Genomic DNA, 20,518 nt, shown 5'->3' on the forward strand with positions numbered 1-20,518 from the left:
ACATGAGGCTGGATTTTTTCCTCCAACCTCTTTTGTATTTTACAGCCATAACATTTTTAGCACTTTATTAGATTGCTATATGAGTCTGATGCTAGACTTTTAAAATGTAATAGAAAAGGAAAAAGTATGATTTTTACAAAAGTAGATGCTCTTGTTAAGGATATTGATGTGGACAAATACCATATTGAAACAGTCATTCTTTCGAGTGACGATCTTAACAAAAAAATTATTCGTGTGAAGAGTGATCATGGGAATGAATTTGGTATTCGTCTTGATAAGGGACAAAAATTGCAAAATGGATCTGCCTTTTTTATCGATGATCACCATGTCCTAGCTATTGGTGTTGAGTCACAGAATTTGATTGTCATCTCACCTAAAGATATGGATGAAATGGGAATCACAGCTCACATTCTTGGGAATACTCATAAACCGATTGAGGTGAAAGATGCCAAGATTTATTTAGAGGTTGACCCAGTTGTAGAGCAAGTCTTGACTCAAAAAGAGATTGCCTACACGATTGAAGAAGTGGTCCTTGATAAACCCCTACGCCATGTGAATTTAACTGCCCATGAACATTAATCCCTTTGCTAATGTGTCTTTGCAAGATTATCTTGAAATTGTGCAAATTGTCGATTCAACCTTTCCAATTGGATCATTTAACCACTCATTTGGGATGGAAAATTATCTGCGTGAAGACACTGTAACAGATGATAAAGGTTACGAAGAGTGGCAAGAAGCCTATTTAGCCAGTCAGTTTAAATATGGTGAAGGTCTTGTAATCAAACTGGTTTATGATGCTATGGTTACAGATAACATAGACCAGGTTTGGTATTATGATAAGGTCTTGACAGTTTCGACGCAAGCGCGTGAAACAAGACAGGGGACTAAAATGATTGCTAAACAAATGCTTCGACTCATTCAAAGGCTTCATGCTATTCCAGTATTGGATGACTATCAGTCTAAAATACGTAAGGGTGTGGCCTTCGGCAATCCAGCTATTGTCTTTGCGCTCTATGTGTTTAACAAGGGCTTGGGATGTAATGAAGCCATAGCACTTTATGGTTATAGCGTGATTTCGACGATGGTTCAAAATGCTGTGCGTGCCATTCCCCTTGGACAGTTTGCTGGACAGGAGATTGTTTTACGTAGCTTTTCGCAATTAGAAAAAATGACACAAGAAATTCAAGAATTGGATGCGTCCTACCTTGGGGCCAATACGCCTGGTCTTGAATTAGCTCAGATGAAACATGAAACACAGGTATTTCGCCTATTCATGTCCTAAAATATCAACAAGGTTGAGAGGAAAAACAATGACAAAACGTACTGTAATTATTGGAGTTGGTGGACCTGTTGGTTCAGGTAAAACCCTTTTGCTTGAGCGTCTTACACGACGTATGTCTGACTTAAATTTAGCAGTTATTACTAACGATATCTATACAAAAGAAGATGCCCTTTTCTTGGCTAAAAATTCAAGCTTAGACGAAGACCGTATCATTGGTGTAGAAACTGGTGGATGTCCTCATACTGCGATTCGTGAGGATGCCTCTATGAACTTTGAAGCGATTGAAACTCTTCAAGAGCGCTTTAACCATGATTTGGATGTTATCTTCCTTGAAAGTGGTGGAGACAACTTGGCTGCGACCTTCAGCCCTGATTTGGTTGATTTTACCATTTATATTATTGACGTTGCTCAGGGTGAAAAAATCCCACGTAAGGCTGGTCAAGGGATGATTAAGAGTGATTTGTTCTTGATCAATAAGACTGACCTTGCACCTTATGTTGGAGCCAACCTAGATCGTATGCGTGAAGATACCCTTCATTTCCGTAACGAAGATTCTTTCATTTTCACAAATTTGAATAATGATGACAATGTTAAGGAAGTAGAAGAATGGATTCGTAAGAATTTCCTACTAGAGGACTTGTAAGATGACACAAGTTTACGATGGTTTTGTCCATCTTGGATTTTCAAATCGAAATGGTCGTACAATTTCCCACAAGAAATATCAAGAAGGTAACTCTCGAGTATCGGCAGATAATTCAGATGCCAATGGCGTTCCTTACTATTTCCTCATTAATATGGGTGGGGGCTTTGTCGAGGGTGAGCAGTATCAAGTGACCATTGATGTTAATAAAGATGCTCATGCCTTGGTGACATCTCAAACACCTACCTATGTTTACAAGTGTGAGAAAGGACAGTTGACACAACAGAATACGTCTATCACACTTGAAGAAAATAGTTATTTGGAGTACATGGCTGATGAAGTTATTCCATATTTAAAATCACGCTATTTCCAAACAAGTCGTATTGATATGGATAAGTCTGCCCACTTGATTTATTCAGATGGTGTAACGGCAGGTTGGTCTCATGAGGATTTACCGTTTCAATACCATTATTTTCGTAATTTGACACAAATTTACCAAGATAATGAGCTTGTTTATAGCGATCAGACTCTCTTAGAGCCTGAGAAACAAGATATGTTTAAACTTGGTTATTTTGAAGGATGGCGTAATTACAATAGCTTGGTAATGGTGTCCCCAAATATTGACGAGGCTTTTGTTAAGGCTTTGCAGAAGTACTTAGAAGGGCTAAATCTTGAGTCTTATTTTGCCATTTCATCCTTAAATATCTCAGGTTTGGTGTTACGTATCTTAGGAAAAACTGCTGAGGATAATCGTCGCATCATTTATTCTTGTGCAGACTATTTTAGACAAGAAATACATGGATTAACCCCTTTGAATTTGAGAAAAAATGATATGAGGAGATAAAAAATGCATATTCCTGAAAATTACCTAAGCCCTATGACTTGTGCGGCAATGGGGGCAGTTATGTTGCCTATTTGGTATAAGGCTGTCAAGGAAGTGAAGGTAAAGGTTAACACTGATAAAAAAACGATTCCTATGTTGGGAATCGGGACTTCCTTGTCCTTCCTTATCATGATGTTTAATCTTCCAGCCCCAGGTGGAACGAGTGCCCATGCTGTTGGGGCAGTGCTAATTGCTATATTGTTAGGACCTTGGGCCTCCTGTTTAGCAGTTAGTGTGGCTCTAGCTATGCAGGCTTTGCTATTTGGTGATGGTGGGATTTTGGCCTTTGGTGCGAATGCCTTTTGTATGGCTGTTGTCATGCCATTTGTGGGTTATGCTGTTTATAAACTCTTGAATAAGTGGACAAAGAATAGGATAATTGCTAGCTTTTTTGGAGGTTATATTGGAATTGTAGTTGCGGCCCTGACTGTTGCGGTTTTACTAGGAATTCAACCGATTCTCTTTAAAGATAGCAGTGGTAATCCGCTTTACAATCCATACCCTTTGAGAGTGACGCTTCCAGTAATGGGCTTGACTCACCTGCTTATCGGCTTGGTAGAAGGATTTTTCACAGCCGGTGTTCAAGAATTCATTGAACGTTTGAATATTGATAATACTCAGGAAATAACGACTAAAAAACTACGTCCTTTATTGCTCTTTATCCTAGCCTTAATTATCCTAACGCCACTTGGTTTATTGGCGACGGGAACAGCTTTTGCAGAATGGGATGTCAAAGAGTTGGTAGAAAAATTGTCTCATTACCATGTGGAAGCCCAAGCGCCAAAAGGAATGTTGAATGGTTTTTCATTCAATGCCCTTTTCCCAGATTATAGTATCGCAGGCATTCCAGAAGTTTTGGGTTATATCCTGAGTGCTGCCTCTGCTGTTTTGATTTTCTTCATCCTCTATCGCTTGATTTTCGGTAGAAAGATTGAAAAATGATTCTGCCAGATTGGATGTCGGAAGAGCGCCCAGTAGTCACTAAAGTCGGTAGAAATAACTTTCTTATCCGGAATCGTCACCATCTGGAAGCTCTTCTTCAAAAGTTTGAAACGCATCCTTTAAAAGTAGCATCAGTCTTTCATCCAACAGCTAAGGTTTTACTTCTCTTTTTCTTACTTGTTTTAGTGGGAATTAGCCGAAATCTCATAGTTTTGTGGATTGTAGCCTTGTTTTTAGGAGCTGGCGTGGCTTTTTTACCGCATTCTGTTTTAGTAAGAACTTTGAAAAAAACTGTAGTGTTGTTGATCTTCCCTTTAGTTCTTTATCTACCGCATCTCTTACTTAGCGGAGGTCAATCGCTCTTTCTTTTTAGACTTCCTTTGATTGCCGTAGCCATTGCTTATTATTCAGAGACAAGTACAATAAGTGAGATGCTAGTGGCATTAAAAGGGTTGCATTTTCCTGATCTTGTTCTGCTCCAGTTAGATATCACCATAAAATATATCGATGTCTTTGGAAAACAATTAATGGATTTGCTCAAAGGGATTGAAGCACGAAGCTTTGGCGGCAACCATCGTTTCCGGATTGGAAGTAATATCTGGGGAATTTTATACCTTAAAGCTATACGCTATGGTGAGGAACTGACTCAAGCCATGGAAGCACGTTGCTTTGTTGGTGAGTATGTCAAGTCATCACAGTCATTCACATGGAAGGACTGGCTGGCTTTGATAGGTCTAGTAGCAGTGATTTTAGGACAGATTATGTTAGGAGGATGAGATGTTTCAATTGAAACAAGTGGCCTGTGCCTATGAACAAAAAAAGGTCTTTACTGGTCTTGATTTGGAGATTAGACAAGGACAATATGTGATGTTGATGGGGGAAAATGGGACTGGGAAATCAAGTCTTATCAGTTTATTAACTGGCTTCAAGCAGGAAGAATCTGGTCGCATTCTTTTCTTAGGGAAGGACCTCAAAGAATGGCTGAAGGGCAAACGTCAAAAACGAGATTTTTATAGTCGCCTCGGAATCCTCTTTCAGGATGTGGATAGTCAGTTATTTAATAGTACTGTCTATGATGAGATTGCTTTTGGTCCACGTCAGCTAGGTCTTACCGAAGAAGTGTCACAGCGCGTTCAAGACACGCTATCCCTGCTTAAAATTGAAGATTTAAGAGATCGCGTTCCCTATCAACTGTCTGGTGGAGAAAAGAAGAAAGTGGCTTTTGCCAGTATCATGGTAACTAATCCAGATGTGTATATTCTTGATGAACCCTTCAATAATCTTTCTAAAGAATATGAGGAATTTTTTAGGGAACTTCTACATGAGCTTCATTCAGCTGGGAAAACCATTATCATGTCTGCTCATCACTTTAAGCATCTTCATCACGAAAAGGCTGATGTTCTTCTTTTTGAAGACGGCAAAGCTGATTTCTTTCCTGCCCAGGAAGTGCTCAGTAACCAGCAAGTAATTGAGCGTTTGTCACATTATTAATGATTAAATGATTAATAGGGTAGAAAATCGATATTGGTTTTCTATCTTTTTTCTTTGTCAAACAAATGATACTTTGGAGTGATAGAATTTTCTTATCACCTTGATTATGTTTAAGTATTAGTTAATCCGAGTAATTTTTGTTACAATTAGAACAATCAATCAATATCAAAGGAGAGTATTATGAAACTTAAAAAAATTCTTGGAATTGTGGGTGTAGCCATTGCTTCAGTAGCGTTGTTTGCTGCATGTTCCTCTAAATCATCAAAAGAAGCCTCTAAATCTTCAGGTGGCAAAGAAACAATTAACTTTGCTACTGTTGGGACAACGGCACCATTCTCATATGAAGAAAATGGTGAATTGACCGGTTACGATGTAGAAGTGGCTAAAGCAGTCTTTAAAGACTCTGATAAATATGAAGTGAAATTCCAAAAAACAGAATGGTCTTCAGTATTTACAGGTCTTGACGCAGGTAAATACCAAATGGCCGGGAATAACATCTCTTACTCAGAAGAACGTGACCAAAAATACCTCTTCTCATATCCAATTGCTACCACACCAGCTGTTTTGGTTGTTCCAAAAAATAGTGAGATCAAGAAATACGATGACATTGCTGGACACTCAACACAGGTTGTTCAAGGAACAACAACAGCTACTCAATTGACTGAATTCAATGAGAAACATCCAGATAAGCCAGTTGAACTCCACTATACTAATGAAAACATTACACAAATGTTGACAAACTTGAATGAAGGTAAATATGATTTCAAGATTTTTGATGCACCAACTGTTAATACAATCATCAAAAATAATAAGTTGAGTAATTTGAAGACCATTGAACTTAAGTCTGATCAACAACCATACATTTACTTCTTGTTTGCTGATAATCAAAAAGACCTTCAAAAATTTGTAAACAAGCGTTTGAAAGAACTCCGAAAAGATGGTACTTTGGCTAAATTGGCTGAAAAATTCCTTGGAAATAAAAACTATATTCCAGCTGAAGATGCGTTGAAAGTTCCTAGTAAAAAATAATAAAGAAGGCTGGGATTGATTCTCAGTTTTTTCATATAATTAAAATCTAGGGCAAGGTATAGTTAATAGCTATAGAGATATACAATTATAAACAATTTGCTACAATTCTCATCTTATGGGATAATAATTTAACACTTAAAACAATTAAAGGGAGTTCGTTATGAAACTTAAAAAAATTCTTGGAATTACAGGATTGGCAGTCGCTTCAATAGTAGCCTTGGCTGCTTGTGGTGCCGGTGGTAACAAATCTGCTAAAGATGATAAAACATTGACAGTTGGTATCATGACTTTGGATGATACAACTGAGCCAGTGTGGGATAAAGTCAAAGAATTGGCTAAAGACAAGGGTGTTACAATTGACTTGAAAGAGTTCACAGACTATAATCAACCAAATGAGGCTCTTAAAAATGGTGAAATCGACGTTAATGCTTTCCAACACATCTATTTCTTGAACAACTGGAACAAAGAAAATAAAGGTGATCTCGTTCCAGTAGCTGATACACTCCTTAGCCCACTCCACCTTTTCTCAGGAACTGAAAACGGTAAAGCTAAGTATAAGGATGTTAAAGAGCTTCCAGAGGGAGCTACTATCTCAGTACCTAACGATAGTACAAACGAAAGTCGCGCTTTGACTCTCCTTCAAACAGCTGGTTTGCTTAAGTTGGATGTTAAAGATGGCGAATTGGCAACTATCAAGAATATTTCTGAAAATCCAAAGAAATTGGAGATCAAAGAAATCTCTGCTGAACAAGCTGCCCAAACTCTTTCATCAGTAGACGCTGCAGTTGTTAACAACTCATATGCACAACAACAAAATGTTGACTATAAAACAACCCTCTTCCAAGAAGATCCAAGTCGTCAAGATTTGAAAGAATGGGTTAATATCATTGCAGCTAATAAAGATTGGGAAAAATCAAACAAAGCCGATGCTATCAAGACTTTGATTAAGGCTTACCAAAATGATGAAGTTGCCCAAATCATTTATGATGCTTCTAACAAAGTTGACCTTCCAGCATGGAAAGGTGCACCAACACGAGATCAATTGGAAGCTAATTCAAAGAAATAAGCTAAGGGCGAAAGGGCGTGTGAGAGCACGCCGTTTTGTCGTATATGAAGGAGTCTATTTGATGGCATTTCCTAGTGAAGAAGAGCAGCTACGAAAGTTTCGTAATGATGAAGTTGCTCAGCACTATTTTGAAGTTTTGAGAACTTTGATTTCTAAAAAATCTATTTTTGCTCAAAATATTGGTCTCTATGACGTTGCTGCTTACCTCGGTGAAATTTTTTCTCGTGTAGGAGCAGAGGTAACTGTTGACGAGACCTATGCGGCACCTTTTGTCTTGGCTAAATTCAAGAGTCCAAACCCAGATGCTAAGACGATTATCTTTTACCAACATTACGACACTGTTCCAGCAGACAATGATCAACCGTGGACGGATGATCCTTTCTGTTTGACAGTTCGTAAGGGTTACATGTATGGTCGCGGTGTCGATGATGATAAGGGGCATATTACAGCCCGGTTGACAGCTCTTCGTAAGTATATTCGCGAGGTCGGAGACCTTCCTGTTAATATTACCTTTATGATGGAAGGGGCTGAGGAGTCTGCTTCGACTGACCTTGGAAAATATTTAGAAAAATACCGTGATGACCTTCTCCCAGCAGACTTATTGGTTTGGGAACAAGGAAATCGAAATAGTAAAGGACAATTAGAAATTACGGGTGGCAACAAGGGGATTATTACCTTTGACTTGTCTGTCGAGAGTGCGGATGTTGATATCCACTCTAAATTTGGTGCGGTTATTGAATCTGCTTCCTGGTACTTACTCAATGCTATTTCAAGCATGCGTGATGATCAGGGACGTATTCTTATCGATGGTATCTATGGGAAAATTATCCAGCCAAATGAACGTGAGATGGATCTTATCGAGACTTACGCCATTGAAAATGCAGATAGCCTCCGTAAGATTTATGGCTTAAAACTACCAATTTTGGAAAGCGACCGTCGTGCTTTCTTAAAAACGTATTATTTTGAGCCAGCTCTTTCTATTGAAGGGATTTCGACAGGTTATCAGGGGCAAGGTGTTAAGACCATTCTGGCAGCTCAAGCCAAAGCTAAGATGGAGATGCGCTTGGTCCCTGGTTTGACACCTGAGTATGTTTTGGATTGTATCAAGGCTCACCTCAAAAAAGAGGGTTTTGATCATATCAAGGTAACCTTCACTCTTGGTGAAGAAAGTTATCGGAGTGATATGTCAGCTCCTGCTATTGTCAACGTTATTGAGTTGGCAAAAGGCTTTTATGAGGAAGGTGTCGCTGTACTTCCGACAGCTGCAGGCACAGGTCCTATGCATATGATTTACGAGGCTTTGGGTGTTCCTATGGCAGCTTTCGGTATAGGAAATGCTAATAGTCGAGATCATGGTGGGGATGAAAATGTTAGCCTAGCAGATTACTACACCCATATTGAACTAATTAAGGAGTTAATCGCAAGTTATGAGTAATGTCATTATTGATTTGAAAAATATTGATATCACCTTTACGCAGAAACGTCGCACTATTCAAGCGGTTAAGGATGTGTCCATACAGATTGAAAAAGGTGATATTTACGGAATCGTTGGCTATTCAGGGGCTGGTAAATCTACTCTTGTTCGTGCTATCAATCTTTTACAAGTACCTACAGCTGGTAAAATCACTATCGGTGAAGATGTGATTTTTGAGGATGGTCAGGTTCAATTAACGACAAGAGAATTGCGTCAGAAACGTCAAAAGATTGGGATGATTTTCCAACACTTTAATCTTATGGCTCAAAAGACAGCTTATGAAAATATAGCCTTTGCTCTTCGTCATTCTAAACTAAGTAATGAAGAGAAGGATAAAAAAATTCGTGATCTTCTAGAGTTGGTTGATTTGGCAGATCGTGCCGAAAACTATCCTGCACAATTGTCAGGTGGTCAAAAACAACGTGTAGCGATTGCGCGTGCCTTGGCTAACGATCCAGAAATCTTGATTTCAGATGAGTCTACATCAGCTCTAGACCCTAAGACAACTAAACAAATCCTTTCACTTTTACGAGATTTGAATACAAAACTTGGGTTGACAGTTGTTATGATTACTCACGAAATGCAAATCGTCAAAGACATTTGTAACCGTGTGGCTGTTATGCAAAATGGTCAACTTTTGGAAGAAGGAAGTGTTCTTGATATCTTCTCAAACCCACAAGAGGATTTGACACAAGAATTTATTGAAACTGCAACAGGGATTGAGGATGCCTTGGCTAAGATTAATGCACAACCTTTGGTGAAAAACTTACCTGTATCTGCACTTCTTGTTCAGCTTAAATATGTAGGTTCTTCAACAGATAAACCCCTTTTGACTGAAATCTTCAAAGACTTCGGCGTTTCAAGTAATATTCTTTATGGAAATGTTGAGATTCTCGGTGATACCCCTGTTGGTGAATTGGTCGTTGTTTTAGATGGTGATTCTGATAAGGTTATTGCTGCGCAAAAAGCGATTGAAAATGCAGGTGTTAGCTTGCGAGTACTTAAGAAAGGAGACCAATAATGTCAGATTGGATTCAACAAAACTTTCCAGATATTTATCGTATCGGTATGCAGGGGGCTAACTCTTGGCCAGATGCCATCTACGCGACACTTTATATGACTGTGATTTCCTTCATCATTGGTGGGCTTCTCGGTCTCATTATGGGTCTCTTCTTAGTATTGACAGGTCCTCGCGGTGTCATTGAAAATAAATTTATTTTCCAAATATTGGATAAAATTACTTCAATCTTTCGTGCCATTCCTTTCATTATCCTCTTGGCCATTTTGAAAGACTTCACATACTTTATCGTAGGGACTAACCTTGGTAAGACAGCGGCTTTGGTCCCATTATCAGCTGCAACCTTCCCATTCTTTGCACGTCAAGTACAGGTTGTACTGGCAGACTTAGACCGTGGAGTGATTGAAGCAGCACAAGCTAGTGGTGCAAGTCTTTGGGACACGATTAAGGTTTATCTTGGCGAAGGACTCCCAGAATTGATTCGTGTATCAACAGTGACTTTGATTTCCCTTGTGGGTGAAACTGCCATGGCTGGAGCTATCGGTTCAGGTGGTCTCGGTTACATCGCCATCTACTACGGATACAATCGTTCAAGTACATCAGTTACCATCTTGGCAACCTTCTTGATTTTGATTTTGATTTTCCTTATTCAGTTTCTCGGTGATTTCTTGACCCGTAAGTTGAGTCATAAATAGAATTTGAAAGCCTATTTATCAAAGGCTTTTTTCATATCTTGACGATTTCAGTAATTTATCATAACATGGAAACTGTAGAATGCTTTGTGGTTGCCCTAATCACAAAAAGGAGTTAATTAGTTATGAAACGTTTTATTTCAGCTTGGAATAGGACCAGTCTGATTAAGCGTATTGCCATTGGTGTGGTAATTGGCGCTATACTTGGTTTACTGATTCCAAAGATTACGGTTATTGGTCTCTTGGGAGACATGTTTGTTGGTGGATTAAAGGCGATTGCACCACTCTTGGTTTCCGCTTTGGTTGCGAATGCCCTCTCTCAAACACGTGAAGGTCAGCAGAGTAACATGAAGACAGTTATTGTGCTTTATCTCTTTGGTACCTTTGCGGCTGCTTTGACAGCTGTTATTTCTCACTATATTTTTCCAATTTCCTTAAAATTAGGAGCAGCCTCAGCTACTAAGGCGGCTGCACCTCAAGGGGTCGGTGAGGTCTTTAAGGATTTGATGCTTAAAATGGTAGACAATCCTATCAACGCTTTGTCTCAAGCCAATTACATTGGTGTTTTAGTATGGGCTGTCGTTTTTGGTTTTGCCATGCGAACAACTAGTGAGCACACTAAAGAATTGCTGCATACCTTAGCAGAAGTAACTTCTCAAATCGTACGTTGGATTATTAATCTAGCGCCATTTGGAATCCTTGGTCTTGTCTTTGATACTATTTCTAAGAATGGCATTGGTGTTTTGGCAGATTATGGTGTCTTAATCCTTGTTTTAGTTGGAACAATGACCTTTGTTGCTTTGGTTATTAATCCTATCATTGCATTTGTGATGATGGGTAAAAATCCTTTCCCATTGGTTTTCCGTTGCTTGAAAGATTCAGGGATTACAGCCTTCTTTACTCGCTCTTCAGCGGCTAATATCCCCGTTAACCTTCAATTGTGTGAGGACCTTGGCTTGAATCCTGATACCTATTCGGTTTCTATCCCTTTGGGGTCAACTATTAATATGGCAGGAGCGGCTGTGACAATCAATGTTTTGACGCTTGCTGCAGTGACTACTTTGGGAATTGAGGTTGATTTTGCAACAGCCTTTATTCTTAGTGTGGTTTCAACTATTTCTGCTTGCGGTGCCTCAGGTATTGCAGGAGGTTCCCTCCTCTTGGTACCCGTAGCATGCAGCCTCTTTGGGATCTCAAATGATTTAGCTATGCAAGTTGTTGGTGTCGGCTTTATCGTCGGTGTCATCCAAGACTCTTGTGAAACAGCTCTCAACTCGTCAACAGATGTTCTTTTTACAGCAGTGGCAGAAAAAAGTCGTTGGAAGAAATCTTAGATAACTACTACATGGTCAGCCTGTTGGGCTGACTTTTTGATTTTAGAGGGAAACATAGCCAAAGACTATAGCTAGCTCAAGAATCTATCATATTTAAAAAGCCCATAAAATATAGTATAATAAACCATTCAAAGAGAAAGGGTGAAACATTTATGACTAATAATTTATTAGTGCTTCAATCAGACTTTGGTTTGGTTGACGGTGCTGTTTCGGCCATGATTGGTGTGGCCCTTCAAGAAGAACCTAGTTTGGGAGTACATCACCTTACACATGACATTACTCCCTACAACACTTTTGAAGCTTCTTATCGTCTGTTTCAGACTGTCGAGTACTGGCCAAAGGGAACAACCTTTGTTTCGGTAGTTGATCCGGGTGTAGGCTCATCACGTAAAAGTGTGGTTGCCTTAACAAAGACGGGACAATATATCGTCACACCAGATAACGGAACACTTTCTTATATCAAGAAGGACGTCGGTATCGTTGCTGTCCGTGAAATTTCAGAAGTTGAGAATCGTTGTAGTAATACGGAGCTGTCTTATACCTTCCATGGTCGTGATGTTTATGCCTATACAGGTGCAAAATTAGCTTCTGGTCACATCAGTTTTGAAGAAGTAGGTCCTGAGTTACCTGTGGACAAAATTCTAGAGTTTCCAGTGGTTGAAACCATCATAGAGGAAAATCTAGTTCGTGGTGCGATTGACATTTTGGACGTCCGTTTCGGCTCTCTTTGGACCTCTATCACACGTGATGACTTTTATGCGTTAGAACCAAACTTTGGTGATCGATTCGAGGTGACCATCTTTAACAATGATATGTTGGTCTACCAAAACCAAGTTACCTATGGGAAATCGTTTGCGGATGTTCGTATCGGTCAGCCAATTATTTATATCAATTCCCTCTATCGTGTCGGTCTAGCCATAAACCAGGGGTCTTTTGCCAAGGCCTATAATGTTGGTTTAGGGTCTAACTGGCACATTGAAATTAAACGTTTAGGAGATTAAAGTGAGATTATGAAAAATAATTCAATTCGTACAGTAGTTGCGACAGGTATCGGTGCAGCACTCTTTATTATCATTGGTATGTTTGTTAATATTCCTATTTTTGGGAATACCAGCATCCAACTTCAGTATGCTGTTCAAGCTCTATTCTCAGTGATTTTTGGGCCTATTACAGGTTTCTTTATGGGCTTCATTGGACATGCGCTTAAAGATGGTATTCAATACGGAAATATCTCATGGGCTTGGGTTCTTGCAAGTGGTATTACAGGTCTTGTTATTGGCCTATTTGGTAAAAAATATGATGTAACAATGGGTAAATTCTCTGTAATGAGTATGATTTGGTTCAACCTAGCACAAGCATTAGGACTGCTTATTGCTTATGGTGTAGTTACGCCAATCGGTGATAAAATCCAATTTGCTCAAGCCTGGTCATATCTTTATGCACAAAGTTTTGTAGCTGGCGTAGCTAACTTTATTACAATTGCAATTGGGGGAACACTCCTTCTTGCCATCTATGCTAGTTCACGTACACAATCTGGTAGTCTTACCAAAGACTAGCATGAATCATAGGAGAGTGGGACTGTCAGTTTGCTTTGATATCTCCTCTCTTTGTTAGTAGAAACATGGATAAATACATTAGTTTTAATCAGTTTACATTTCAATATGATGCGCAAGCAGAAGCGACGCTTAAAGATATCAGCTTTGATATTGCCAAAGGCGAGAAAGTGCTCATTTTAGGCCCTTCTGGTAGCGGAAAGTCGACCCTTGCTCAGTGTCTCAATGGTATCATACCTAGTATCCATAAAGGTCAGGCAAAAGGCCAGGTAAGGATAGATGGTCAGGATATTTTCAAGCAATCTATCTATGATAAGTCACAGTCGGTATCTACGGTATTGCAGGATCCAGATGGTCAGTTTATTGGCCTAACAGTAGCCGAGGATTTGGCTTTTGCTTTGGAGAATGATTGTGCTGATCAAAGTGAGATGAAGGATAAGGTAGCACTCTGGGCTGAACGTCTAGACTTGACTTCTCTTTTTAATCACCGCCCTCAAGACTTATCAGGTGGCCAAAAACAACGAGTTAGTTTGGCTGGAGTCTTGATTGATGAGAGCCCTATTCTTTTATTTGATGAGCCTCTAGCAAATTTAGATCCTAAATCAGGACAGGAAACCATTGACCTCATTGATAAAATCCACAAGGAGGTGGGAGCTACAACAATTCTTATTGAGCACCGTCTAGAAGATGTTCTTTATCGTCCCGTTGACCGTATTTTGCTAGTCAATGATGGGCAACTTCTCTTTAACGGTAGCCCAGATGAGCTTTTATCAAGTACTCTCTTACTGGAAAATGGGATTCGCGAACCTCTATATGTGACGGTTTTACGTCAGTTGGGATTTGATACAACTAGAGCACAAAATCTTAGCCAACTAGATGCTTTGGATTTGTCTGGATTAGGTATCCCAGATAGCGTTTTGAAAGATAAAAGAGACAGTTCAAGTGATTCTATTTTGAAGGTTGAGGGGCTTAGCGTTTCCTATGGGGATAATCCAGCGATTATAGAGGATATGTCTTTTAGCTTGAAAAAAGGTGAGCGACTAGCGATTGTCGGTAAAAATGGAGCTGGAAAGTCGACGCTTGCTAAAGCTCTATGCGGTTTTGTCCCTAGTCAAGGGAAATTAACTTACAAGGGTCAGGATATCAGTCAGGATAGCATCGCCGAGCGTTCAGAGCGTATAGGCTTTGTTTTGCAAAACCCTAATCAGATGATTAGCCAAACTATGATTTTTGATGAAGTGGCTCTAGGTTTACGCTTGCGAGGGATTGAAGAAACTGAGGTTGAAGAGCGTGTTCATGAGGTACTGAAGACTTGTGGCCTTTATAGTTTTCGTAAATGGCCCATTTCTGCGCTTTCCTTTGGTCAGAAAAAGCGTGTGACCATTGCGTCTATCTTGGTCTTGAGACCTGAAATCATTATCTTGGATGAGCCAACAGCTGGTCAAGATTACAAGACTTACACGGATATCATGAATTTCTTGGACAGTCTTCAGAAGCAAGGTCATACGATTGTGATGATTACCCATGACATGCAGCTCATGTTAGAATATAGCGATCGTTGTCTCGTTGTGGTTGAGGGGAAAATCATTGCAGACGACAATCCTGTTACAATTCTTAATCAGAAGGATTTACTTGAGTCAGCTAATCTCAAGCAGACATCTCTTTATAGCTTAGGTCAGAAGTTGTTATGTGATCCAGTAAAAGTAACCCAGTATTATATCGAAAAAGGAGGCCCTAATGTCTAATCGTTTAATTGGTTATCAGTCAGGTCAAGGTTTCCTCTATGATTTGTCTGGGGCAAGTAAGATGCTTTTCTTTATCTTGGTTTCAGTTGCTTGTATGGCAACCTATGACCCACGTTTTATTCTAGCAGTAGGCTTACTTTCTATTTATCTCTTTTATTTGGCCAAGATTCGTTGGCGAGATATTTCTTTCGTTGTTAAGATTATTGGATCAATTGCTCTCTTTAATTTACTTATGGTCTACCTTTTCGCACCTGGCTATGGTGAAGAAATTTACAGGGCTAAGACAGTTATTATTGAAGGTTGGGGGCGTTTCTATCTAACCAGTCAGGAGCTTTTTTACCTTGCAAATCTATTGCTCAAGTATTTTTCAACGGTCCCTCTTGCCATTCTATTTCTCATGACTACTCATCCGAGTCAGTTTGCGGCTAGCCTGAATCAAATTGGGGTTCCTTATAAATTTGCCTATTCCGTGAGTTTAACCTTGCGTTATATTCCAGATGTTCAAGAAGAATTCTTTACGATTCGTAAGGCTCAGGAGGCTCGTGGTTTGGATTTGTCGCAAAAGGCGGGATTGGTCAAACGTATTCGTGGGAATCTCCAAATTGTTCTTCCTCTAATTTTTTCATCCCTCGAACGAATTGATACCATATCGACAGCCATGGAGTTACGACGATTTGGTCGATACAAAAAACGTACATGGTATGTACACAAATCCTTGACTAAACAAGATTATCTTGTAATTGTATCAGCTACTCTTTTATTGGGAATTAGTCTGGAGTTGATTTATCTTAACCATGGGCGTTTTTACAATCCATGGATTTGAAGTTTTCTTTTAGTGAGTTTTAAATAAACGAAAGAGTTCTGAGATGTCTATAGTATCTTCAGAGCTTTTTTAGTTTTTTATTCCCAATTTTTGAACGGTATTTGTATGAAATTTTCGATAAAGTACTTTATTGTGAAAACGTTTCTGTGATATAATGAAGGGAGTGTTGATGTAACTAAAAGAGTCTTGATATTATTAAGGAGGAAATTATGTCTAACCTTTCAGTAAATGCTATCCGTTTTCTAGGGGTAGATGCGATTAACCAAGCTAACTCTGGCCACCCTGGTGTGGTAATGGGTGCAGCACCAATGGGTTACACTTTGTTTACTAAGCAAATGCATGTCAATCCTGAAGTTCCAAATTGGATTAATCGTGACCGTTTTGTTTTGTCAGCAGGTCATGGTTCAATGCTTCTTTATGCGCTCCTCCATTTGTCAGGATTTAAAGATTTGAGTATTGAAGAGCTTAAACAATTCCGTCAATGGGGTTCTAAGACACCTGGTCACCCAGAATTTGGTCATACAGTTGGTGTAGATGCTACGTCAGGTCCACTTGGGCAAGGTATTGCTATGGCTGTTGGTATGGCACAAGCTGAACGTTTCTTGGCTTCTCGATACAACAAGGAAGGCTTCCCAATCTTTGACCATTATACTTATGTTATTGCGGGGGATGGTTGCTTTATGGAAGGCGTTTCGGCCGAAGCATCATCTTACGCTGGTCTTCAAAAATTGGATAAATTGATTGTATTGTACGATTCAAATGATATCAATCTTGACGGTGAAACTAAAGATTCATTTACTGAAGATGTACGTGCACGTTATGAAGCTTATGGTTGGAACACTGAATTTGTTCAAAATGGAACAGATATTGAAGCTATCAACGCTGCTATTGAAAGTGCAAAAGCAAGTGGTAAACCATCTTTGATTGAGGTTAAGACTGTCATTGGTCATGGTGCTCCTAATAAACAAGGAACTAACGGTGTTCACGGTGCTCCTCTTGGACCAGATGAAACAGCAGCTGCAAGAGAAAACTTGGGTTGGAACTATGCTCCATTTGAAATTCCAAAAGAAGTTTATGCTGATTTCAAGGAAAATACAGTTGATCGTGGTCGTCAGGCCTATGACACTTGGGTTGCTTTGGTAGATGAGTACAAACAATCTTACCCAGAACTTGGTTCTGAACTTGCACGCATTATTGAAGGTAAGGATGCAGTTGAATTCCAATCTTCAGACTTCCCAGCTGTTGAAAATGGTTATTCACAAGCAACTCGTAATTCAAGTCAAGATGCTTTGAATGTTATTGCTGATAAAGTGCCAACATTCCTAGGTGGTTCTGCGGATTTGGCCCACTCAAATATGACTTACATTAAATCTGAAGGTCTACAAGATGATGCACATCGTCTTAACCGTAACATTCAATTTGGTGTACGTGAGTTTGCGATGGGAGCAATCTTGAATGGTATGTCTCTCCATGGTGGACTTCGTGTTTACGGTGGTACCTTCTTCGTATTCTCAGACTATGTAAAAGCAGCAGTTCGTTTGTCTGCACTTCAAGGACTTCCAGTTACTTATGTCTTTACTCACGACTCTATTGCAGTCGGTGAAGATGGACCGACCCATGAACCAATCGAACATTTAGCTGGACTTCGTGCTATTCCAAACCTTAATGTTTATCGTCCAGCAGACGCGCGTGAGACACAAGCTGCATGGTATCAAGCTGTAACTTCTAAATCAACACCTACGGCGCTTGTTTTGACACGTCAAAACTTGACTGTTGAAGAAGGAACAGATTTTGATAAAGTTTCAAGAGGTGCTTATGTTGTTCATGAAACAGCAGCAGATTTTGATACTATTCTCCTTGCTTCTGGTTCAGAAGTAAATCTTGCGGTAGCATCAGCAAAAGCTTTGGAATCAGAAGGTTACAAAGTTCGTGTTGTGAGTGTTCCATCAACAGATGTCTTTGATGCACAAGATCAAGCCTACAAAGAGGAAGTTCTTCCAAATGCAGTTCGTCGTCGTGTAGCAATCGAAATGGCAGCAAGTCTACCATGGTATAAATATGTTGGTTTAGACGGTGCTGTGATTGGAATTGATACATTTGGTGCCTCAGCTCCAGCTGCTAAAATTATTGAAGAATATGGCTTTACAGTAGAAAATATCGTTGAAACAGTAAAAGGTATGAACTAAGATAGTTTGAATTCTTAGAAACATTAAAAAACATTGGTTATAAGGACCAATGTTTTTTTACGTGTCTAATGAAGAAAGGGCACCTAGGGCTGTTAAGGATGTACTTGAGACACTGGGTGGCCTAATCTATCATGGTGAAGACTGTCTCATTTCTCTAACTGCTTTGCAAAACATGGTAAGGACTTTGATATTGAAGTAGCTATCAATAACTATCTAGGTATTCAAGAAATGTTAGTCTATCTAAGTCAATTTATTTCAAATATCCTAAATAATCGAATTTTTCTAGTGTTCGATTGTCGGAGACTACTAGAATAGTTCCTTCGTTAGGGAGTCTATCCATTGGGTCAAAGTAAGTGTTTAACCTACCATTTTCCTCATTTCTAAAACCAATAACATTGATGTTATAAGTTTGTCTTAGATTTAAAGTATGCAACGACTTTCCAGCCCATTCATTAGGAATTTTCAACTCAATTAAAGCCACGTCATCCTCTAAATGAAAAATTCTTGAAATGTTACAGCGGAGTATATTTGAAGCCAAGTCTTTTGCTGTGCTACGCTCAGGAGTGATGACCAAATTGGCCCCCATTCCGTAAAGGACTTCCTCATAATTGTTATTTGTAGCTTTGGCGATAATATTTGTAATGCCGAGTTTTTTACAATGTAGGAGCGCCAGTGCAGAAGACTCTAAGTGTTCTCCAGTTGCAATAATGACTGTATCGCAAGTATCGATACCAGCGGAACGTAGAAAGTCAATGTCAGTAATGTCACCAACAGCGGCCTTAGTTACTTGATCAGCAAGGGATTCAATTGTTCTAGAGTTGTTGTCCAAGGCAATCACATCTTGTCCAAAAGAGGAGAGTTCTGTTGCAAGTGTTTGTCCAAAGATTCCCAAACCAAGGACACCAATAATTTGTGTTTTCATATAAAATCCTTTCAGAGTATTGTCAATTAATAAAATAGTTTAGCCGATTGAAATATCAGTAGGGGCATAAGAGACATGTTTTTCTTTTTTTGTCATCAAGCTCAAGAGAACAGTAATAGGTCCGACACGGCCAATGAACATCAGAGCCATGATAACAAGACGTCCCATGGTGTTAAGACTAGAAGTCAGATCCATAGACACCCCAACGGTAGCAATAGCTGACACACTCTCAAAAAGTAGAGCTAGTGGTGACAGAGTAGGGTTAGTCTGAAGCAAAATAACATAGCCGACTAAGAGCATGATTAGGTAAAATAGGATAACAGTGAATGCTTGCATAACAGTTTTATTAGAGATAATACGATTTCGGAAAACAACTCTGGAGTTACCAGAAAGCACCGACTTGAAAAGAAGAAACATGATGGAGGCGGTGGTTACCTTGATACCACCGGCAGTTCCTCCAGGACCACCTCCAATAAACATCTGAATCATAAAAAGAAGGTTTGAAGTAAAATTAGCATTGGTGTAGGAAATAGTCGCAAAACCGGCGGTACGCATGGTTACAGTCTGAAAGAAACTTACCAAAAGTTGCTGCCAGACATTGAGAGTACCGATAGTTTTAGAGTTATCCATTTCCAGAAACCAAGCAAGTAGGGTTCCGCCTAAGAGGAGACAGCTTGTACTTATAAGCACAAGACGACTTTGATTACTGAAAGGTCTACTTGCTAATTTCCAGTTTCTAGGGCGATCTTTAATATAGCGTCTAATCATTTGAATTAAATCAATCCAAACTGCAAAACCTAAGCCTCCAGACATAATAAGAAAAGCCACAGAGAGGTTGATAGTTGGATTGGTCGCATAATCTTGTAAACTGTTAGTTCCTAGGTTATCAAAGCCAGCGTTACAAAAAGCAGAGACAGCTAGAAAGAGACTGTTAAAAATGCCATGACCAAGTCCAAAGCGAGGAATAAAATCAGTCATAATTACTAGTGCCGCTAAAGCTTCAATAGAAAAAGTTATTTTATATACATTGAAAAGATAAGCTTTCAAATCTTTTTGGTTATCCCTACTAAGTGCGGATTGAAGGAGATCTTGATCACTTAATCCTAATTTATTTTTAAGAGTATAGGTACTAAAGGCTATAAGAGAGACTAGTCCAAGTCCTCCCGTCTGTATAAGGAGAATAGAGATAATCTGACCAAAGCCATTGTAAGCCTTGCTGACAGGAACAACCGAAAGCCCAGTTACACAGACCATTGACACAGCATTGAAGAGATGATCTAGGTAGCTTGTTTCTGGACTATTAGCATAATGGCTTATGGGAAGACTAAGTAAAATACTCCCCACTATAATGACAAAGGCAAAGCTGAGTACAAGCTTTTGCGTGACTGAAAGACGATTTATCAATGAGAACCTCCGAGTTATCATAAGGAGAAATAAG

20 protein-coding genes and 1 pseudogene are annotated in these 20,518 nt (G+C 39.3%); 19 read left to right on the forward strand and 2 right to left on the reverse strand.

Annotation, left to right across the window (positions count from 1 at the left end; genetic code table 11):
* Positions 1 to 126: 126 nt before the first annotated feature.
* From ureE to NSQ85_RS07510, 19 genes and pseudogenes are all read left to right on the forward strand, one after another.
* Positions 127 to 579, forward strand: coding sequence for an urease accessory protein UreE (gene ureE / locus NSQ85_RS07420; RefSeq protein ID WP_179974228.1), 453 nt, complete (start codon positions 127 to 129; stop codon positions 577 to 579).
* Positions 569 to 1,282 (forward strand): urease accessory protein UreF, encoded by a 714-nt coding sequence (locus NSQ85_RS07425; protein ID WP_002946398.1) that lies wholly within the window; start codon positions 569 to 571, stop codon positions 1,280 to 1,282. Before ureE ends, NSQ85_RS07425 begins: the two co-directional genes overlap by 11 nt.
* A gap of 28 nt (positions 1,283 to 1,310) precedes the next feature.
* Positions 1,311 to 1,925 carry an urease accessory protein UreG gene (gene ureG, locus NSQ85_RS07430; protein ID WP_002889928.1) on the forward strand — a complete coding sequence of 205 codons (615 nt, stop codon included), beginning with the start codon at positions 1,311 to 1,313 and terminating at the stop codon, positions 1,923 to 1,925.
* 1 nt (position 1,926) lies between these two features.
* Positions 1,927 to 2,766, forward strand: a complete 840-nt coding sequence (locus NSQ85_RS07435) for an urease accessory protein UreD (protein ID WP_179974229.1) — start codon at positions 1,927 to 1,929, stop codon at positions 2,764 to 2,766.
* Between the two features lie 3 nt (positions 2,767 to 2,769).
* Positions 2,770 to 3,747, forward strand: coding sequence for a cobalt transporter CbiM (gene cbiM, locus NSQ85_RS07440; protein WP_002949556.1), 978 nt, complete (start codon positions 2,770 to 2,772; stop codon positions 3,745 to 3,747).
* Positions 3,744 to 4,523, forward strand: coding sequence for an energy-coupling factor transporter transmembrane component T (locus NSQ85_RS07445; protein ID WP_011225458.1), 780 nt, complete (start codon positions 3,744 to 3,746; stop codon positions 4,521 to 4,523). The genes cbiM and NSQ85_RS07445 overlap by 4 nt, the downstream gene beginning before the upstream one ends.
* Before the next feature lies 1 nt (position 4,524).
* The gene (locus NSQ85_RS07450) at positions 4,525 to 5,238 is read left to right on the forward strand and encodes an energy-coupling factor ABC transporter ATP-binding protein (protein WP_179974230.1); all 714 of its coding nucleotides are present in this window, start codon (positions 4,525 to 4,527) and stop codon (positions 5,236 to 5,238) included.
* A 180-nt stretch (positions 5,239 to 5,418) separates the two neighbouring features.
* Positions 5,419 to 6,267 carry an amino acid ABC transporter substrate-binding protein gene (locus tag NSQ85_RS07455; RefSeq protein WP_179974231.1) on the forward strand — a complete coding sequence of 283 codons (849 nt, stop codon included), beginning with the start codon at positions 5,419 to 5,421 and terminating at the stop codon, positions 6,265 to 6,267.
* Positions 6,268 to 6,427: 160 nt separating this feature from the next.
* A complete protein-coding gene (locus NSQ85_RS07460; RefSeq protein WP_179972606.1) occupies positions 6,428 to 7,333 on the forward strand; it encodes a MetQ/NlpA family ABC transporter substrate-binding protein in 906 nt (301 codons plus the stop codon).
* Between the two features lie 61 nt (positions 7,334 to 7,394).
* Positions 7,395 to 8,768, forward strand: a complete 1,374-nt coding sequence (locus NSQ85_RS07465) for a M20/M25/M40 family metallo-hydrolase (RefSeq protein ID WP_179974232.1) — start codon at positions 7,395 to 7,397, stop codon at positions 8,766 to 8,768.
* Positions 8,761 to 9,828 (forward strand): methionine ABC transporter ATP-binding protein, encoded by a 1,068-nt coding sequence (locus NSQ85_RS07470; protein WP_084828480.1) that lies wholly within the window; start codon positions 8,761 to 8,763, stop codon positions 9,826 to 9,828. Before NSQ85_RS07465 ends, NSQ85_RS07470 begins: the two co-directional genes overlap by 8 nt.
* Positions 9,828 to 10,520: a methionine ABC transporter permease gene (locus NSQ85_RS07475; RefSeq protein WP_084825771.1), complete on the forward strand. Its 693-nt coding sequence runs from the start codon at positions 9,828 to 9,830 to the stop codon at positions 10,518 to 10,520. Before NSQ85_RS07470 ends, NSQ85_RS07475 begins: the two co-directional genes overlap by 1 nt.
* Positions 10,521 to 10,642: 122 nt before the next feature.
* Positions 10,643 to 11,851 (forward strand): serine/threonine transporter SstT, encoded by a 1,209-nt coding sequence (gene sstT, locus NSQ85_RS07480; RefSeq protein WP_179974233.1) that lies wholly within the window; start codon positions 10,643 to 10,645, stop codon positions 11,849 to 11,851.
* Between the two features lie 152 nt (positions 11,852 to 12,003).
* Positions 12,004 to 12,852 carry an SAM hydrolase/SAM-dependent halogenase family protein gene (locus tag NSQ85_RS07485; RefSeq protein ID WP_014607963.1) on the forward strand — a complete coding sequence of 283 codons (849 nt, stop codon included), beginning with the start codon at positions 12,004 to 12,006 and terminating at the stop codon, positions 12,850 to 12,852.
* A 9-nt stretch (positions 12,853 to 12,861) separates the two neighbouring features.
* Positions 12,862 to 13,407 carry an ECF-type riboflavin transporter substrate-binding protein gene (locus NSQ85_RS07490; protein ID WP_002946071.1) on the forward strand — a complete coding sequence of 182 codons (546 nt, stop codon included), beginning with the start codon at positions 12,862 to 12,864 and terminating at the stop codon, positions 13,405 to 13,407.
* A 65-nt stretch (positions 13,408 to 13,472) separates the two neighbouring features.
* The gene (locus tag NSQ85_RS07495; protein ID WP_179974235.1) at positions 13,473 to 15,149 is read left to right on the forward strand and encodes an ABC transporter ATP-binding protein; all 1,677 of its coding nucleotides are present in this window, start codon (positions 13,473 to 13,475) and stop codon (positions 15,147 to 15,149) included.
* On the forward strand, positions 15,142 to 15,972 hold the full coding sequence (locus NSQ85_RS07500; protein WP_179972614.1) for an energy-coupling factor transporter transmembrane component T family protein: 831 nt from the start codon (positions 15,142 to 15,144) through the stop codon (positions 15,970 to 15,972). The genes NSQ85_RS07495 and NSQ85_RS07500 overlap by 8 nt, the downstream gene beginning before the upstream one ends.
* Before the next feature lie 209 nt (positions 15,973 to 16,181).
* The gene (tkt, locus tag NSQ85_RS07505; protein WP_340781604.1) at positions 16,182 to 18,158 is read left to right on the forward strand and encodes a transketolase; all 1,977 of its coding nucleotides are present in this window, start codon (positions 16,182 to 16,184) and stop codon (positions 18,156 to 18,158) included.
* Positions 18,159 to 18,219: 61 nt separating this feature from the next.
* Positions 18,220 to 18,392, forward strand: a pseudogene (locus NSQ85_RS07510) (ascorbate 6-phosphate lactonase); the annotation flags it as partial.
* Between the two features lie 16 nt (positions 18,393 to 18,408).
* Here NSQ85_RS07510 and NSQ85_RS07515 read toward each other — a convergent pair.
* Together NSQ85_RS07515 and NSQ85_RS07520 are read right to left on the reverse strand one after the other, a co-directional pair.
* Positions 18,409 to 19,080 (reverse strand): potassium channel family protein, encoded by a 672-nt coding sequence (locus NSQ85_RS07515; protein ID WP_100284858.1) that lies wholly within the window; start codon positions 19,078 to 19,080, stop codon positions 18,409 to 18,411.
* 39 nt (positions 19,081 to 19,119) lie between these two features.
* On the reverse strand, positions 19,120 to 20,484 hold the full coding sequence (locus NSQ85_RS07520) for a TrkH family potassium uptake protein (RefSeq protein WP_100284859.1): 1,365 nt from the start codon (positions 20,482 to 20,484) through the stop codon (positions 19,120 to 19,122).
* Positions 20,485 to 20,518: the final 34 nt, after the last annotated feature.

The organism is Streptococcus sp. FSL L8-0526 (assembly GCF_038007145.1).
In the GTDB taxonomy this organism is placed as follows: domain Bacteria; phylum Bacillota; class Bacilli; order Lactobacillales; family Streptococcaceae; genus Streptococcus; species Streptococcus thermophilus.